The organism is Pseudoxanthomonas sp. GW835-FHT14C01 (assembly GCF_058793715.1).
In genome coordinates, this window is the sequence record NZ_JBXAGB010000003.1 from 290,962 (window position 1) to 307,266 (window position 16,305).

Consider the following 16,305-nt stretch of genomic DNA (forward strand, 5'->3'; position numbering starts at 1 on the left):
AATCCCCGGTTTCGACCCGCCCATGCTACCCGTTGGCGTGGCGGGCCATGGTGCGCTGCGGTACCCTTGGCCGCTTTGCCGTCGCCGTCGCCGCACACCACCATGTCCATTGCCGCCGAACCCGCTTCCTACGACCCGAAAGCCGTCGAATCCCAAGCCCAGTCCTTCTGGGAGGCCCGGCGCGCCTTCGAGGTCGACGAGCAGTCGGACAAGCCGAAGTACTACTGCCTGTCGATGCTGCCGTACCCGTCGGGTGCGCTGCACATGGGGCATGTGCGCAACTACACCATCGGCGACGTGATCAGCCGCTACAAGCGCATGACCGGCCACAACGTGCTGCAGCCGATGGGCTGGGACGCCTTCGGCCTGCCGGCCGAGAACGCCGCGATCAAGAACAAGACCGCGCCGGCGAAATGGACCTACGCCAACATCGACCACATGCGTACCCAGCTGAAGTCGCTGGGCTACGCCATCGACTGGTCACGCGAATTCGCCACCTGCCGTCCCGACTACTACGTGCACGAGCAGCGCATGTTCACCCGCCTGCTGCGCAAGGGCCTGGCCTACCGCAAGAACTCGGTGGTGAACTGGGATCCCGTGGACCAGACGGTGCTGGCGAACGAGCAGGTCATCGATGGCCGCGGCTGGCGCAGTGGCGCGCTGGTCGAGAAGCGCGAGATCCCGCAGTGGTTCCTGCGCATCACCGACTACGCGCAGGAACTGCTGGATGGCCTGGACGACCTGCCGGGCTGGCCCGATGCGGTCAAGACCATGCAGCGCAACTGGATCGGCCGTTCGGAAGGCCTGGAAATCCAGTTCGCCGTCGAAGGCCACGAACCGCTGACGGTGTTCACCACGCGGCCCGACACGCTGATGGGCGTGACCTTCGTGTCGATCGCCGGCGAACACCCGTTGGCGCTGAAGGCGGCCGCGTCGAACCCGGCGTTGGCGACGTTCCTTGAGGAACTGAAGCACGGCGGCGTTTCCGAGGCGGAACTGGAGACGCAGGAAAAGCGCGGCATGGATACCGGTCTGCGCGCCGTGCATCCGATCACCGGCGACAGGGTGCCGGTATGGGTCGCCAACTTCGTGCTGATGGGCTACGGCACCGGTGCGGTGATGGCGGTGCCCGGGCACGACCAGCGCGATTTCGAGTTCGCCACCAAGTACGCGCTGCCGATCCAGCAGGTCATCGCGCTGAAGGCGCCGAAGAACGACGACGAGAAAACGTACGACGCCACCACCTGGCGCGACTGGTACGGCGACAAGACGCGCGGCGATCTGGAACTGGTCAACTCGGGCGAGTTCGACGGACTGGACTATCGCGGCGCGTTCGAGGCCTTCGCCGAACGCTTCGAGCGCAAGGGCCAGGGTCAGCGCCGCGTGAACTACCGCCTGCGCGACTGGGGCGTCAGCCGCCAGCGCTACTGGGGCTGCCCGATTCCGGTGATCTACTGCGAAAGCTGCGGCGCGGTGCCGGTGCCGGATTCCGACCTGCCGGTCGTGCTGCCGGAGAACGTCACCCTGGACGGCGTGAAGTCGCCGATCAAGGCCGATCCCGAATGGCGCAAGACCAAGTGCCCGCAGTGCGGCGCGTCCGCCGAGCGCGAGACCGACACGTTCGACACCTTCATGGAGTCCAGCTGGTACTACGCGCGCTACACCTCGCCGGGCGCGAAGGACATGGTGGACAAGCGCGGCAACTACTGGCTGCCGGTCGACCAGTACATCGGCGGCATCGAGCACGCGATCCTGCACCTGATGTACTTCCGCTTCTACCACAAGCTCCTGCGCGACGCGCGCATGGTGGACAGCGACGAGCCGGCGACCAACCTGCTGACGCAGGGCATGGTGATCGCCGAGACGTTCTACCGCGACAACGCCGACGGTTCGAAGGACTGGATCAATCCGGTCGACGTCGAGATACAGCGCGACGACAAGGCGCGCGTAGTCGGCGCCACGCTCAAGGCCGACGGCCAGCCGGTGAAGATCGGCCCGGTCGAGAAGATGTCGAAGTCGAAGAACAACGGCGTCGACCCGCAGTCGATGGTGGACAAGTTCGGCGCCGACACCGTGCGCCTGTTCTCGATGTTCGCGGCGCCCCCCGAGCAGTCGCTGGAATGGAACGAGGCGGGCGTGGAAGGCATGGCGCGCTTCCTGCGCCGGCTGTGGACGCAGGTGCAGAAGCACGCTGCCGACGGCGCCGCCGAGGCGCTCGACGCTGCGGCGCTGACCGCCGACCAGAAGGCCGTGCGCCGCAAGACGCACGAGACCATCGACAAGGTCGGCCACGACTACGGCAAGCGCCACAGTTTCAACACCGCCATTGCGGCGGTGATGGAGCTGTCCAATACGCTGAGCAAGTTCGACGACGCCTCGCCGCAGGGACGTGCCGTGCGGCAGGAGGCCCTGGAAGCCGCGGTGCTGCTGCTCAATCCCATCACCCCGCACGCCAGCCATGCGCTGTGGCAGGTGCTGGGACACGCCGAAACGTTGATCGAGGACGTCGCGTTCCCGCAGGCCGATGCCGAGGCGCTGGTCCGCGATTCGGTGACGCTGGCGGTGCAGGTCAACGGCAAGCTGCGCGGCATCATCGAGGTGACGGCGGACGCTGCGCGGGATCACGTGGAAGCGCTGGCGAAGGCCGAGCCGAACACGGCCAAGTTCCTCGAAGGCCTGGTGATCCGCAAGGTCATCGTGGTGCCGGGCAAGATCGTCAACATCGTGGCCGGGTGACGAGCGCGCGCCTTGCCCCGGTGTTCACCTCCGGTCGGGCTACGCTCTTGCCGCCCATGACGGGCTCGTCCAGACTTCGCCCATGACCCGACTCCGCCTGCCCCTTCTCGTCCTCGTCCTGACCCTACTGGCCGGGTGCGGCTTCCATCTGCGCAACAAGATCGCGCTGCCAGCCGATCTCGGGCCGGTCCGGGTGACGGCATCGTCGACGGCCTACAGCCCGCTGGTGACCAGCCTGTCGCGTGGCCTGCAGGCCGCGGGCGCGACGCTGGCGGAGGAAATCGGCGAGGAGGACAGCGCAGGCGCATCCGACGCGCAGGTGGCCATGTTGCGTGTCGTGTCCGAGCGTTGGGGCGATCTGCCCATCGCGGTGGACCAGTTCGGGCGCGCCCAGGAATTCAGCCTCCGCTATGCGGTGGTCTTCTCGTTCAAGAAAGCCGACGGCACCGACCTAGTGCCGCAGCAGGTCGTCGAACTGTCGCGCGACTACGTGTCGCCGCCGCAGGATGCGACCGGTACCGCGACCGAGCGCGAGGTGCTGGCCGACGAACTGCGCCGCGAGATGGCGGCGTCGATCCTGCGCCGCATCGATGGCGTGGTGCGCTCGGGTCCGGTGAACGCGGCCCCCTGATGGAACTGAAGCCGGAACAGCTGGCGGCGCGCGGTGCGTCCGAGCCGCTGCTGCCGGTCTACCTGATCGCGGGACCGGAAACGTTGCGCGTGCTCGAAGCCGCCGATGCGGTGCGTGCCCATGCGCGTGCGCAGGGCATCGGCGAACGCGAAGTCTTCGACGCCGACGGACGCGATTTCGACTGGGGTCAACTGGAGGCGAGCTTCAATGCACCCAGCCTGTTCAGCGCGCAGCGGCTGGTCGAAGTGCGCCTGCCAGGGGGCAAGCCGGGCAAGGAGGGCGCGGAGGTGATCAGCGCGTTCTGCGCCAATCCACCGCCCGACGTGGTGCTGCTGATCACCGCGGGCGAGTGGGGCAAGGCGTACCAGGGCAAGTGGAGCGACGCGATCGCGCGGGTCGGCGTGCTGGCGGTGGCCTGGGCCATCAAGCCGCACGAGCTGCCGGGCTGGATCGAAAGCCGCCTCCGCAGCAAGGGCCTGCGCGCCGATCGCGATGCGGTGCAGCTGCTCGCGGACCGCGTCGAGGGCAATCTGCTCGCCGCCGCGCAGGAAATCGACAAGCTGGCGTTGCTCAGCGACGGCCAGACCCTGGATGCCGACCGCATGGAGTCGCTGGTCGCCAATGCCGCGCGCTACGACGTGTTCCGCCTCACCGACGCCGTGCTGGCGGGGCAGGGTGCGCAGGTGTCCCGCATCCTCGCCGGCCTGCGCGCCGAGGGCGATGTGGTCGCCGGCCTGATGCCGATGATCGTCAAGGAACTGCTGCGCACCGCGGCACTGGCGCGCGTGCAGGCCAACGGCGGCAATCTGGCCGCGGAAATGAAGTCGCAGGGCATCTGGGAAGCCAAGCAGGCGCCGTTCAAGCGCGCGCTGCAGCGCCACGCCACGCCGGCGCGCTGGGATCGCTTCGTCGCCGAGGCTTCGAAAATCGACCGCACCGCCAAGGGTCGCGGCGACGGCGATGCCTGGGTCGGGCTCGAGCGGCTGCTGCTCGCCATCGCGGACGCGAAGGCCGTGCGTCTGCTGGTCGCCTGACCGGGCAATGCTGCAGATCCTGTACGGCGGCACGTTCGATCCGGTCCACAACGGACATCTGGCCATCGCTCGCGCGACGCGCGACGCCTTCGGCGTCGCCGTGCACCTGATGCCGGCGGCCGATCCGCCGCATCGCGCGGTCCCGGGCGCCACCGCGGCGCAACGTGCACACCTGCTCGATCTGGCTGTGCAGGATGAACCGGGACTTTCTGTGGATCGACGCGAGCTGGCGCGGGCCGAACGCGATCCGGCAGCCCGCTCCTACACGATCGATACGCTGCGGGACTTGCGCGAGGCGCAGGGCGACACGGTCCCGATCGCCTTGCTGATCGGTGCGGACAGCCTGTTGGGCCTGCCTACGTGGAAGTCGTGGCCGGACCTGTTCGCGCTGGCGCATTTCATCGTGGCTGATCGTCCCGGCAGTGGCCTCGATGCCGGTTTCTCCCCGGCACTGGCGGCAACCCTGAAAGACCGCTGGACCGATCGGCCTGCCGACCTGGTCCGTTCGCCCGCCGGGCGCGTGTACCGCCTGCACCAGCCGCTCCAGCCCGAGTCCGCCACCGAGATCCGCCGCCGCATCCGTACGGGCGAGGCCTGGCGGCATCTGGTCCCCCGTTCCGTCGCGGACGCCATCGCCGACGAAAGGCTCTATGCCTCACGGGCTGCCGACGCTGGTCCGCTATAATCGCGGCCGAGTTCCCGGAGCCACCAAGCCTTTGTCCAGCCAAGCCCACGTCATCAAGACCCGTCTCCCCAGTCCGCCCCCGGCCCTGCCGGACCTGCTCGCCACGGTGCACGCGGCGGTCGAGGAGCTGAAAGCCAAGGATGTCGTCGAGATCGACGTGCGCGGCAAGTCCAGCGTCGCCGATTACCTGGTGATCGCGTCGGGTACCTCCACCCGCCACGTGAAATCCATCGCGGACGAAGTGGTGAAGTTCGCCAAGAAGCTCGACGTGATGCCGCTGGGCGTGGAAGGCGAGCGTGAGGCCGAATGGGTACTCGTCGATCTGGGCGACGTCATCGTCCACGTCATGCTGCCGCGCGTGCGCGAGTTCTACGCGCTGGAACGCCTGTGGACCGTCGGCGACCAGCCGCCGGAAGATGTCGAGACAGCCGACGAATCGCGGCTCTGACGCATTCGATGTATCGAACCAGCGGCGCCTTCGTGGCGCCGTTGCCGTTTACGTAGACGCCATTGCGCTCGCTATCATGGCGTCATGAAATGCCGCCTCATCGCCACGGGCGAGCGTGCGCCGACCTGGGTCGCGCAGGGCTTCGCCGAATACCAGAAGCGCTTGTCGCACTGGTTGCCGTTCGAGCTCGTCGAGATCGAGCCGGGGCTGCGCGGAAAGGGGCGCGATCCGCAACGGGCCATCGAGGATGAGGGCAAGCGGGTGCTCGCCGCGTTGCCGAAGAGCGCGCATATCGTCGCGCTGGAGGTCACAGGCAAGCCTTACTCGTCGGAACAGCTCGCGCAGCGGCTGGAGCACTGGCGCACGCTGGGCCGCGACATCGCGCTGCTGATAGGCGGGCCCGAGGGCCATGCGCCGGACGTATTGGCGGCCGCACACGAGAAGTGGTCGCTCAGTCCGCTGACGCTGCCGCACATGCTGGTAAGGCTGGTGGTGGCCGAGCAGGTCTATCGTGCCGCTGCGATGCTGGCGAACCATCCCTATCACCGCGCCTGAGCGGCACTTCCCCTATAGGAGCGACGTGAGTCGCGACCGCGAGTTCTGGGCGCAGGTGATAGGTAGCGGCCATTCACGGCCTACCGCCTTAGTCATCAGATCGAGGCCGGACGATCCACGGTCGCGACTTACGTCGCTCCTACAAACGCAAGAAAAAGCCCGCCTTTCGGCGGGCTTATCCTTCATGCGTTGCGACTCACTGCAGGCTGAAGGCGATCGGCACCAAGCCGTACGCCTGCACCACCTGTCCGTTTTGCATGGCAGGCTTGAAGCGCCATGTCTTCAGCACGTGCTGGAGTGCGGCCCTGTCCAGGTTGCGATTGCCGCTGCTGGTTTCGATCGTCACCTCCGCCGGCGTGCCGTCGACGTCGACCAGCACGCGCAGTAACACCGTGCCTTCGATGCCACTCTTCAGCTCATTGATCGGATAGCGCGGCGACGTGGCGCGGACGTACTCCAGCGTTGCCGAAGGCAGCGGACCGGTCATGCCTTGTCCTGATGTGCCTCCGACCTCGCCGCTGTCGCTCGCCGGGATATCGATGACGCGCTCGCTGCCCGTGTTGTCGATGATCGGTATGTCGATTGCAGGCGGCGTGTCGATGCGCGGCTGCACGACCGGCCGGGGTTCGACAGGTTTGGGCTCGACTCGCTTGACGATCTCGGCTTCGACCGGTTTCGGCTCGACCGGTTGCTTCTTGTACCACTCGATGGTGATCTTCGGCTTTGTCGGCACCACGATGGGGGGTGCGGCCATCGGCACCAACAACATGAGCAGTGCGGCGGCGTGGACGGCAATGGCGGCCGCGATGGCGGCGACGCGGCCGATGTCGATGCGGGTGTCGGAATCGTGGGGTAGTGCGCGAACCATGATCCACCTCCTTGAGGGCTGTGAACGGAACAACGCTCGGCCGCGGGGAGTGGGGTTGCAACCTCCCGGCGCCGCAAGCCCAGACTGTACTCCGGCGGATGGCATCCGCAAGAGGAGGCGGGTTCGACCTTGGGTGTAGTCCGGGGACCGGGCTCGGTGACGAAAACGGCGCCCCCAGGGCGCCGTCGTCGCAAGCGGTCGGGCAGGGCTTACTTGCCCAGTTCGAACACCACGTCCAGGTTGATCGAGACCGTGGTTTCGCCCGGCGAGACCGGCGGGGCGCCCGAGGCGTCACGGGCCTCCATCTTGGCCATCGCCATCATCGGCACCGGGCGGAAGCCGCCGTTGCCCTCGGAAATGCTGACGATGCGGCGCACCTTCAGGCCCAGCGACTTCGCGTAGGTCTCGGCGCGTGCCTGGGCCTTCTTCAGCGCCGCCAGGCGGGCTTCGTCGTAGACCGGTTCCGGGTTGTCGATCTCGAAGCTCGGGCCGTTGATCTGGTTGGCGCCCACGCCGGCCAGCGCATCCAGCACCTTGCCGAGCTTGGCGATGTCGCGGACCTTGATGCTGACCGTGTTGTTGGCCTGGTAGCCGGTGATCTTCGGGGCCTCGTTTTCGGCATAGCGGTATTGCGGGTTGAGGCTGATCCCACTGGTCTGCACGTCCTTGTCGGCGATGCCGGCGGCCTTGATGGCGGCCACGACCTTGGCCATCTGCTCGCTGTTCTGGCGCATCGCGGTATTGCCGTCCACCGCCTGGGTGACGACGCCGGCGGAGATCGTGGCGATGTCGGGTACGCGCGAGGCCTCGGCCTGCGAGGACACATTGAGCAGGGTGCCGTCGGCGGGAATGGCGTAGGCCGGGGCGGTCTGGGCGGAGGAGGTCATGGCGACAGTGGTTCCAAGGGACAGGGTCAGGGCGAGCAGCAGGGGGCGGATCAGGGGCAGGCGCATGGGATCTCCTTTTCGTAGAGGGGTGTTGCGGCACCCGGTCGTCGTCGACGCGCAGGGTGTTCACGATGACATGAACGCGCCGTGATCCGGCGCAGGGTTACGGGTTTCCGGCCGGCATCAGGACCTATTCAGTCAGGCACCGCGGGTTATTCTCTCCCGATGCTCTATCTGGCCTCCCAATCCCCCCGCCGCGCCGAACTGCTGACCCGTCTGGGACTGTCCTTCGGACGCATCGATCTCGACATCCCCGAGCACCGGCAGCCCAACGAGCCTGCCACCGACTATGTCCGCCGCGTCGCCCGCGAGAAGGCCGGCGCCGGGTTGCTGAAAGTGGTCGCTACGCCCGGCGCGGTCGTGCTGGGCGCCGACACCGAGGTGATCCTCGGCGACGAAGTCTTCGGCAAGCCCGTGGACGCCGCCGATGCCGCCGCCATGCTGCGCCGCCTGTCCGGCCGTACGCACCAGGCGGTCTCGGCCGTGTCGGTGGTCAGCGCATCGCGCGAAGCGCAGGCGCTGGTGGTCACGGAGGTCAGCTTCGCGGACCTGGGCGAGGACGAGATCGCCGCCTATGTCGCCAGTGGCGAGGCGATGGGCAAGGCCGGCGCCTACGGCATCCAGGGGCGGGCGGAGCAGTTCGTCACCCGCCTCGCGGGCAGCTATTCGGCGGTCATGGGCCTGCCCTTGCACGAAACCTCGAAGTTGCTGCGCGACTTCGGCATCCATCCGTCGGCGACCGCCGCCACCGCGTCAGTCTGAGGGAAGGAACCCATGTCGGAAGAAATCCTGGTCAACGTCACTCCGCGCGAAACGCGCGTCGCGGTGATCGAAAACGGCATGCTGCAGGAACTGCACATCGAGCGCGGCTGGCGTCGCGGCGTGGTGGGCAACATCTACAAGGGCAAGGTGCAGCGGGTGATGCCCGGCATGCAGGCGGCCTTCGTCGAAGTCGGACTGGATCGCGCCGCGTTCCTGCATGCCAACGACATCGTGCGCTCGTCGCCGGGCGCGGTGGTCGAAGGCGAAGACGCGCCCCTGCCCACGCCGCCGGCCGCACCGATCATGGATCTGTTGCGCGACGGGCAGGACATCGTGGTGCAGGTGGTGAAGGACCCGATCGGCAGCAAGGGCGCGCGCCTTACCACGCAGATCAGCATTCCGTCGCGCTATCTGGTGCTGCTCCCGCAGTCGAAAGTGATCGGTGTGTCGGCGCGCATCGAGGACGAGGCAGAGCGCCATCGCCTCAAACAGGTCGTCACCGAACTGGCGGGCCTGCACGGCGGCCACGGCTACATCATCCGCACCAACGCCGAGGGCCAGCCGGCCGAAGCGCTGGCCGAGGACATCGCCTATCTGTCTCGCGTGTGGAACGTGGTCGAACGGCGCGGTCGCGAATCGCCCTCGTGCAGCATCCTGTACGAAGACCTCAGCCTGCCGCTGCGCGCCGTGCGCGACCTGATCCGCAAGGACGTGGAGAAGGTGAAGGTCGATTCGAAGGAAACGCACGAGCGCTTGCAGGCCTTCGTCGCCAAGTACATGCCGGTGCTGGCCGAGCGCATCGAACTGTATTCGGGCGAGCGTCCCATCTTCGACCTGTACGGTGTCGAGGACGAGATCGGACGCGCGCTGGACAAACAGGTGCCGCTGAAATCCGGCGGCTACCTGGTGATCGACCAGACCGAGGCGATGACCACGGTCGACGTGAACACCGGTTCGTTCCTCGGTCAGCGCAACCTGGAAGAGACGGTCTACCGCACCAACCTGGAGGCGGCGCAGGCGGTCGCGCGCCAGCTGCGCCTGCGCAACCTGGGCGGCATCATCATCATCGATTTCATTGACATGGACGATCCGGAGCATCGCCGCCAGGTGTTGCGCACGCTGGAGAAGTCGCTGGCGAAGGATCATGCCAAGACCACGGTGTACGAGTTCTCGCCGCTGGGCCTGGTGGAGATGACGCGCAAGCGCACGGTGGAGAGCCTGGCGCGCCAGCTGTCCGAACCGTGCCCGGAATGCAGCGGGCGCGGCAGCATCAAGACCACCGAGACCGTCACCTACGAGATCTTCCGCGAGATCACCCGCGCCGTGCGCCAGTTCGAAGCCGCGCGCCTACTGGTGATCGCCTCGCCGAAGGTCGTCGCCCGCATCACCGACGAGGAGTCGACCGCGGTGGCGGAGCTGGAGGAATTCCTCGGCAAGTCGATCCGCTTTCAGGCGGACGAGCAGTACCTGCAGGAGCAGTTCGATGTCGTGCTGCTGTAAGGTCGGAACTCGGGCGAGCGCAGCGCGCTGATGCCCACGCCGCTGCGCCGCCGCCTGCGCCTGGCCCGTCGGGGTGCCGTCTATGGCATCGCGGTGGTGCTGGTGTGCATGGCCGTGGTGCTCGGCATCGCCAGCCAGGTGCTGCCGCTGGCCGAGCGGCATCCGGATCGCGTCGCGGCGTGGCTCAGCGAGCGCGCGGGTCGGCCGGTCGCCTTCGACGCGGTGAAGACGCAATGGACGCGGCGCGGCCCGCTGTTGCAACTCGATGGCCTGCGCCTGGGTGAGGGCGACAGTGGCGTGCGCATCGGCCAGGCCGAGGTGCTGGTCTCGATGTATGGCGGCCTGCTGCCGGGGCGTTCGTTCACGGAGCTGCGCCTGCGCGGCCTGTCGCTGACGCTGGAGCGCGGCGACGACGGCGCGTGGTCGGTGCGCGGCCTGCCGGGCCAGCAGCAGTCCACGGACGATCCGTTGCGGAGTCTGGAAGGCCTGGGCGAACTGCAGGTGATCGACGGCAAGCTCGCGATCGTGGCGCCGTCGCTGGGCTGGGATATCCGCTTGCCGGAAATCGACCTGCGCCTCAGCGTGCAGGGCGATCGCGTCCGTGCCGGCACGCGCGCCTGGATCCGCAAGGACGCCGCACCGCTGAACGTGGCGGTGGACTTCGACCGCAAGGCCGGCGATGGACGCGCCTATCTGGACGTATCCGCGGAAGACATCGGCGCGTGGTCGCCGTTGTTGCGTTACGCCGGCGTGGTCGCCGAACGCGGCAGCGGACGCGTGCAAGCGTGGACGGAACTGCGCAAGCACCGCGTGGTGCTAGTGACCGCCGATGCCAGGCTGCGCGACGTGGGGTTGCGCGGTGCGCCGTTGCCGGACGCGGTCGCGCCCACGCGCATCGCGTTCGAACAGATGGAAGGCCGCATGCGCTGGCGGCTGGTGTCGGGCGGCTGGCGGCTCGACGCGCCGCGCCTGCGTGTCGGAACGGAACCGGCCGTGCAGACGCTCGATGGCCTGGTACTCGCGGGCGGCGAACGCTACGTGCTGCTGGCCGACCAGGTGGACGCCGCGCCGCTGTTCGCGGTGCTCGGCCTCAGCGACAAGGTCGATGCCGGCCTGCGCCGCTGGCTGGTGCAGGCCCGGCCCGGCGCGCGGCTTGCGCGCCTGACCCTGGCCGGTCGCAAGGGCGGCGCGCTGCACGCGGAAGGACAGCTGCGCGACATCGGGTTCAAGGCGGTGGGCGATGCGCCAGGACTCCGTGGTCTTGCCGGCGATTTCGATGGCGATGCCGATGGCTTCCGGCTGAGGCTCGATCCCGCCTCCGACATGCGCTTCGACTGGCCCAGCGGATTCGCCGTGGTGCACGAGGTCCGGCTGCAGGGCGAGGTGCTCGGTTGGCGCGAAGGCGCCGGCTGGCGCGTGGGCACCAGCGCGTTGCACGTACAGGGCAAGGAGTACGCGGCCGACGTGCGTGGTGGCATGTGGTTCCAGGGCGACGGCACGCGGCCCTGGATCGATGTGGCGGCGGATCTGGCGGATGCGCCGGTGCCCGTGGCGAAAGGATTCTGGATCCATCACAAGATGCCGAAGGCGGCGGTCGACTGGCTCAATGCGGCACTGGTCGGCGGCACCGTGCGCAACGGACGCGCGATCGTCAGCGGCGACCTCGACGATTGGCCGTTCACCGATCACAACGGCCGCTTCGAGGCCGTGGCGCACATCGAGCGTGGCCAGTTCAAGTTCCAGCCGGCGTGGCCGCAGCTGGAGCAGGTGGACGCCGACATCGCCTTCATCGGCAACGGTTTCGAGCTGAAGGGGCGTGGTGCGCTCGCCGAGGTGGCGATTCCCGCGTTCCAGGCCGGCATCGCCGACTTCGGCGACGGCGACCTGATGATCGCTGCGCGTACCGATACCGATGCCGGACGGCTGCTCGCGCTGCTGCGGCAAAGCCCGCTGCACCACACCTATGGCGACACGCTGGACCACCTGCAGGCCAAGGGCCCAGTCGCGGCGACTTTCGATCTGCTGCAGCCGCTGCATGCCGACGAGCAGGCGCGCAAGAAGCTGGCCGGCACGGTGGACCTGAAAGGGGCGCAGTTGTCCGAGACCCGCTGGGACCTGGTGTTCGACAACGTACGCGGCAAGGCGAAGTACGACGATGGCGGTTTCGCATCCGGTCCATTGCAGGTGGTGCACGACGGCTTGCCGGGCGTGCTGGGCCTGCGCGCGGGCAGTGGCACGCGCGATCGCAGCCAGGCATTCGAGGCCGATCTGGCCGCGGTCATGGACGCGGATCGCCTGCTCGATCGCGCGCCCGAGATGGCGTGGTTGAAGCCCTACATGGAGGGTCGTTCGTCGTGGACCGTCGGCGTGACGATTCCGCACACGCCGGCCGGCGCGGTGTCCCCGCCCACGCGGCTCAGCCTGACGTCCGATCTGGTCGGCACCGCCATGAGCCTGCCGGCGCCGATGCGCAAGACCGCCGCGGCACCGCTGGCCACCACGGTGCGCGCGCCGCTGCCGATCGGCAGCGGCGAGATCGACGTGGCCTTCGGCGACCTGCTGGCGTTGCGCGCGCGCAACACCAACGGCCAGACCGGCGTGCGCGTCGTCCTGGGCAGCGACCAGGTGAAGGATGCGCCGCCGCCGTCGGGTCTGGTGGCCACCGGCCGTACCGGTGCGCTGGACGCGATGGAGTGGATCGCCGTCGCACGCGGCGGTGGCGGCGAGGGCGATGGCCTACCGTTGCGCCATATCGACGTCACCGCCGGGCGACTGCTGATGATCGGCTCGGTGTTTCCCGATACGCGCCTGCAGCTCGCGCCGGCGCAGCAGGCGCTGGCGGTGTCGCTGGATGGCGACGCGTTGTCGGGCGCGTTGCTGGTGCCCGATGCGAAGGGCGCACCGGTCACGGGCAAGCTGGCGCGCGTGCACTGGCGCAAGGCGCCGGTGGAAGGCGCATCGATGACGGGATCTGCCGCGGGTAGCGCCACGGATGACATCGATCCTGCCGCTGTGCCGCCGCTGTCGCTGGATGTCGAGGACCTGCGCTTCGGCGACGCACGACTGGGTACCGCCAAGCTGCGCACCCGTCAGCAGGCCGACGGCCTGTACGTGGACCAGTTGCAGTTGCGTTCGCCTGGCCAGCAGATCGATGTGCGCGGCCAATGGACAGGCACCGGCCCGGCGGCGCGCACCCGTTTCTCGGCCGAGGTGAAGAGCGAGAACTTCGGCGGGCTGTTCGATGATCTGGGCCTGGGCGACCGCGTCGGCGGCGGCCATGGGCAGGTCACGGCGGATGCCGGATGGCCCGGCAGTCCGGCCGCGTTCCGGCTGGCGGCGCTGGAAGGCAACGTCAGGCTCGCGGTGCGCGATGGCCACCTGCTCGAAGTCGAGCCGGGCGCCGGCCGCGTGCTCGGCCTGCTGAGCGTGGCCGAGGTGCGGCGCCGGCTGATGCTCGATTTCAGCGACTTCTTCTCCAAGGGTTTCGCGTTCAACCGCATCGACGGCGACATCCGCGTCGGCAACGGGCTGGCGCGCAGCGACAACCTGCTGATCGATGGTCCCGCGGCCGAGATCGCGATCCGCGGCGACACCGACCTGCGCAGCGAGCAATTCGACCAGACCGTCGACGTGAAGCCCAAGTCGGCCAACGTGCTGACGGCGGTCGGCGCGGTCGCGGGCGGCCCGATCGGCGCGGCGGTCGGCGCGGTGGCCAATGCCGTGCTGAAGAAGCCGCTGGCGGAAATGGGTGCGAAGACTTACCGCGTCACCGGCCCCTGGAAGTCGCCCAAGGTCGAAGTGGTCGGGCGCGAACAGTCGCGTGTCCGCGACGACGAACGCACCGATCGCACCGGCGCTCCCTGACGCCCCGCAGGCCGACCGCCGTGCTTGCCGCGGCCGCCTTCCGCCCCCATGGTAATGACATGACCCAGCCCATCCCGTTCGCCGAAACCCGTCTCCTCCTGCCCGCCGGCCTGGACCCGTCCGGCCTCGACCGCGCGTTCGGCACGCTGCTGGGTCCCGGCATCGATTTCGGCGACCTGTATTTCCAGCACGCGCGCCGCGAGAGCTGGACCGTCGAGGACGGCATCGTCAAGGACGGGGCGCACTCCATCGAGCAGGGCGTCGGCGTGCGCGCGATCTCCGGCGAGAAGACCGGTTTCGCGTATTCCGACGACATCAACGCGCAGGCGCTGCTCGGTGCGGCGAAATCCGCGCGCGCCATCGCCCGCGACGGCGCCGCGCATGCGCCGCGCGCGCTGGTGCGCAGCGGCGGTCGCGCCCTGTACGCCGGCGACGATCCCATCGATGCGATGGGCAACGACGCCAAGGTCGATGCGCTGCGTGCGGTCGACCGCTTCCTGCGCGCCGCCGATCCGCGCGTGCAGCAGGTGACCGTCAGCCTGTCCGGCGGCATAGACACCGTGCTGGTGGCGCGCAGCGATGGCGTGCTGGCGTCCGACGTGCGCCCGCTGGTGCGCCTGAACGTGCAGGTGATCGTCGAACAGAACGGCCGTCGCGAATCCGGCTACGCCGGCATGGGCGGGCGCTATGGCTACGCCGAACTGTTCGCCGACGGCAAGCCGGAAGACCTCGCGCGCGAGGCGCTGCGCCAGGCGCTGGTGAACCTGGATGCCATCGATGCGCCGGCGGGCGTGTTGCCGGTGGTGCTGGGCAGCGGCTGGCCGGGCGTGCTGCTGCACGAGGCCGTCGGGCACGGCCTGGAAGGCGACTTCAACCGCAAGGGCACCAGCGTGTACGCCGGCCGCATCGGCCAGCAGGTCGCGTCGAAGGGCGTCACCATCGTCGACGACGGCACACTGCCGGGTCGCCGCGGCTCGCTCAACATCGACGACGAGGGCACGCCGACGAACTGCACCCCGCTGATCGAGGACGGCGTGCTGGTCGGCTACATGCAGGACACGCACAACGCGCGCCTGATGGGTGTGGCGCCCACCGGCAATGGCCGTCGCGAATCGTTCGCGCACCTGCCTATGCCGCGCATGACCAACACCTACATGCTCGCCGGCCAGCACGACCCGGAAGACATGATCCGTTCGGTGAAGAAGGGCCTGTACGCAGTCAATTTCGGCGGTGGCCAGGTCGACATCACCAGCGGCAAGTACGTGTTCTCCGCCACCGAGGCCTACCTGATCGAAGATGGCCGCATCACCGCCCCGGTGAAGGGCGCCACGCTGATCGGCAACGGCCCGGAGACGATGCAGAAGGTGAAGATGGTCGGCCACGACCTGGCGTTGGACCAGGGCGTCGGCGTCTGCGGCAAGGATGGACAGAGCGTGCCGGTCGGCGTCGGCCAGCCGTCGTTGCTGATCGAAGGCCTGACAGTGGGTGGGACGAAGGCGTGATGCCCGCGTGCCTGTCCCTTCTCCCGACCGGAGAAGGTGCCGCGGTAGAGGCGGATGAGGGTAGCGCGGAGTCCGCGACGCCTGCATCGCATGGACTTCGCCGTACCCTCACCTCAACCCCTCTCCCGAGGGGAGAGGGGCTACTCCGTTTCGTCGCCGTCGGAGGCCTGCGCGTCGTGCGACGACAGCACCTCGCGCACCTCGCGGAACAGGTCGCGGAAGGCGCGCGGCGGCTTGTTCTTCGCCTTCTCGTCGAGTGCGTTGCGCACGAGCTGGCGCAGCTTCTGACGGTCGGCGGTCGGAAACGCATCCAGCAGGTCCGCCAGCGCCTGGTCGCCGCCGGCCAACAGGCGGTCGCGCCACTGTTCGGCCTGGTGGAGCAGGGCGGTTTCGCGCCGCGCCGCTTCGCCGCCTTCGTCCATCGCGTCGCGGATGGCTTCCAGCACCTCGTCCTCTTCGCGCCGCATCTGCTTGGCGAGGAACTGCAGCTGGCGCTTGTGCGCGATGTGCGAAGTGATGCGCTGCGTTTCCACGATGTGCGGCATCAGGTCCTCGGGAATCGGCAGTCGCGCCAGTTGCGCGGCCGGCAACGCCACCAGCTTCTCGGCAAGGCTGCGGATCTCCAGCGCCTCGCCCCGCTGCTGGGTACGGCTGGGACTGAAGAATTCGCCGGTTTCGGGGTCGCGTCCGCGCATGGTGAAGCCTCTCTTTCGCTGCCGCAGCCAAGTGCGGCAGCCTGAATCGAATACGGATCCGGCGCTTGGGCGCGGATC

General features: G+C 68.5%; 13 protein-coding genes. 10 read left to right on the forward strand and 3 right to left on the reverse strand.

The genetic code is table 11. From position 1 onward, the window contains the following. Positions 1-102: 102 nt before the first annotated feature. The 6 genes from leuS to rlmH all read left to right on the forward strand — a co-directional run bounded on the left by leuS (position 103) and on the right by rlmH (position 6,089). Positions 103-2,736, forward strand: coding sequence for a leucine--tRNA ligase (gene leuS, locus AC1Q5B_RS14705; protein ID WP_492632335.1), 2,634 nt, complete (start codon positions 103-105; stop codon positions 2,734-2,736). An 82-nt stretch (positions 2,737-2,818) separates the two neighbouring features. Beyond that, positions 2,819-3,367 (forward strand): LPS-assembly lipoprotein LptE, encoded by a 549-nt coding sequence (locus AC1Q5B_RS14710; protein ID WP_492632336.1) that lies wholly within the window; start codon positions 2,819-2,821, stop codon positions 3,365-3,367. Continuing rightward, on the forward strand, positions 3,367-4,401 hold the full coding sequence (gene holA / locus AC1Q5B_RS14715; protein WP_492632337.1) for a DNA polymerase III subunit delta: 1,035 nt from the start codon (positions 3,367-3,369) through the stop codon (positions 4,399-4,401). Before AC1Q5B_RS14710 ends, holA begins: the two co-directional genes overlap by 1 nt. Positions 4,402-4,408: 7 nt before the next feature. Next, complete coding sequence (gene nadD / locus AC1Q5B_RS14720; RefSeq protein ID WP_492632338.1) at positions 4,409-5,086, forward strand: nicotinate-nucleotide adenylyltransferase; 678 nt, start codon at positions 4,409-4,411, stop codon at positions 5,084-5,086. 31 nt (positions 5,087-5,117) lie between these two features. After that, positions 5,118-5,534 (forward strand): ribosome silencing factor, encoded by a 417-nt coding sequence (rsfS, locus tag AC1Q5B_RS14725; protein WP_475496990.1) that lies wholly within the window; start codon positions 5,118-5,120, stop codon positions 5,532-5,534. Positions 5,535-5,618: 84 nt separating this feature from the next. After that, a complete protein-coding gene (rlmH, locus tag AC1Q5B_RS14730) occupies positions 5,619-6,089 on the forward strand; it encodes a 23S rRNA (pseudouridine(1915)-N(3))-methyltransferase RlmH (protein WP_192311484.1) in 471 nt (156 codons plus the stop codon). 196 nt (positions 6,090-6,285) lie between these two features. On the opposite strand, the gene AC1Q5B_RS14735 is transcribed toward rlmH, so the two are convergent. Both AC1Q5B_RS14735 and AC1Q5B_RS14740 read right to left on the reverse strand, forming a co-directional pair. Continuing rightward, positions 6,286-6,990, reverse strand: coding sequence for an energy transducer TonB (locus tag AC1Q5B_RS14735; protein ID WP_492632339.1), 705 nt, complete (start codon positions 6,988-6,990; stop codon positions 6,286-6,288). A gap of 176 nt (positions 6,991-7,166) precedes the next feature. After that, complete coding sequence (locus AC1Q5B_RS14740; protein WP_492632340.1) at positions 7,167-7,910, reverse strand: SIMPL domain-containing protein; 744 nt, start codon at positions 7,908-7,910, stop codon at positions 7,167-7,169. Positions 7,911-8,069: 159 nt separating this feature from the next. Between AC1Q5B_RS14740 and AC1Q5B_RS14745 the strand changes: the two genes are divergently transcribed. From AC1Q5B_RS14745 to tldD, 4 genes are read left to right on the forward strand one after another with little or no spacing between them, the layout of a single operon-like run. Next, positions 8,070-8,666 carry a Maf family protein gene (locus AC1Q5B_RS14745; RefSeq protein ID WP_492632341.1) on the forward strand — a complete coding sequence of 199 codons (597 nt, stop codon included), beginning with the start codon at positions 8,070-8,072 and terminating at the stop codon, positions 8,664-8,666. A 12-nt stretch (positions 8,667-8,678) separates the two neighbouring features. Further along, positions 8,679-10,166, forward strand: a complete 1,488-nt coding sequence (gene rng / locus AC1Q5B_RS14750) for a ribonuclease G (RefSeq protein ID WP_241046878.1) — start codon at positions 8,679-8,681, stop codon at positions 10,164-10,166. 30 nt (positions 10,167-10,196) lie between these two features. Continuing rightward, positions 10,197-14,030, forward strand: a complete 3,834-nt coding sequence (locus tag AC1Q5B_RS14755; RefSeq protein ID WP_492632342.1) for a YhdP family protein — start codon at positions 10,197-10,199, stop codon at positions 14,028-14,030. Between the two features lie 59 nt (positions 14,031-14,089). Continuing rightward, entirely contained in the window at positions 14,090-15,532 is a 1,443-nt protein-coding gene (gene tldD, locus AC1Q5B_RS14760; protein ID WP_492632343.1) for a metalloprotease TldD, read from the forward strand. A gap of 140 nt (positions 15,533-15,672) precedes the next feature. Here the strand turns inward: tldD and yjgA are convergent, their stop codons facing one another. After that, a complete protein-coding gene (yjgA, locus tag AC1Q5B_RS14765; RefSeq protein WP_492632344.1) occupies positions 15,673-16,227 on the reverse strand; it encodes a ribosome biogenesis factor YjgA in 555 nt (184 codons plus the stop codon). Positions 16,228-16,305: the final 78 nt, after the last annotated feature.